Source organism: Fictibacillus aquaticus (assembly GCF_002245695.1).
Taxonomy (GTDB): Bacteria; Bacillota; Bacilli; order Bacillales; family Fictibacillaceae; genus Fictibacillus; species Fictibacillus aquaticus.
This window is the reverse complement of sequence record NZ_NOII01000086.1, coordinates 1-1,208: the sequence shown is the minus strand read 5'-3', so window position 1 is coordinate 1,208 and position 1,208 is coordinate 1. Positions and strand designations below refer to the sequence as shown.

General features: G+C 42.3%; 1 protein-coding gene and 1 other RNA gene. Both read left to right on the top strand.

The window, feature by feature from the left end; all coding sequences use genetic code 11:
- A partial coding sequence (locus CGZ90_RS21160) for an SsrA-binding protein (protein WP_240515505.1) occupies positions 1-112 on the top strand: 112 nt, incomplete at its 5' end.
- Positions 113-213: 101 nt separating this feature from the next.
- Positions 214-551: a transfer-messenger RNA gene (ssrA, locus tag CGZ90_RS20060) on the top strand.
- Positions 552-1,208: the final 657 nt, after the last annotated feature.

The window sequence follows — 1,208 nt, the reverse complement described above, 5'->3', positions numbered from 1 at the left end:
TTTGATCGGGATTGCGAAGGGTAAGAAGAACTATGACAAGCGTGAAGATTTAAAGCGCAAAGACGCTAAACGCGAGATTGAGCGAGCCTTCCGCGACCGTCAGAAAGATTGAGTTTTTACAGAAAGTGACATTTAGTTCGCTGCTTTTCTGTGTTATACTCGTAGTACTGTGAAGGAACATTTCTTCACATCTCATACTTTATATGGGGACGCTACGGATTCGACAGGGGTAGTTCGAGCTTAAGTTGCGAGTCGAGGGGGTCGGCCTCGTTAAAACGCCAAAGCCAATAACTGGCAAAACTAACAACAACCTAGCTTTAGCTGCTTAATAGCACTTTAGCTGTTCCTCCCTCCATCGCCTACGTGGTAGGGTAAGGGACTCACTCTTAGTAGGATACGCCGGCTGTCCTCCGCCTGAGGACGAAGGAAGAGCGCAATCAGGCTAGCGGTCCTGACGCCTGTCGATTGGCAGACGGATTTGCGAAACGCGAATAGATCGACTACACTCGTAGAAGCTTAAGTGCCGTTATCTTTGGACGTGGGTTCGATTAATTATTAGTCGCCTTATGTGGCAACACATAAGTGATAACCCGGCTTTATCGGTGAAACCTAAGTCGCATTCATGCGATATTGGCAATGCCGAGCGGTATGTGGAGTAATCCAACAGCCGTGTATCGACTTATAGGCTGCCGCGCACGCGGTAGTACTAGGATACGGAAACCAGCTGGTTAACAGCAAATATATGTTCCGTATAATACGCCGGGGGACCTGAAACATCAGGTTCAAGATATAGTCAGTGCCATGACGAAAGCATGGAACAGCATGTCCCACCGTCTCCACCATACATAGGTGGCTCAAGACCAGCCGATCAAGCTGGTCTTTTTAAATGTTAAAAAATGATTTCTCAAATAACAATTTCTGTTCTAATAATGATTTTGAATACTTTCCGTTCCGTGGTGTTACCATTTCGTATCTTTGGATGATCCACAAACATCTTTCTTTTTTTTGTTTGATTCTTAAATAGGGATATATATGATTTAAAATCATTAACACATTATCTTTTTTTTTAATAATCAATGTGAAAGAATTTTTGTGTTTTGAAGGATTATAATTTTTTTTATTGACTATTGTCCCGCAAGTAAGTGTTTGAATATATTCTAATAGTTCTTTGTCGGTTGATGATATGCTTATGCATGGGCGTCTAAATT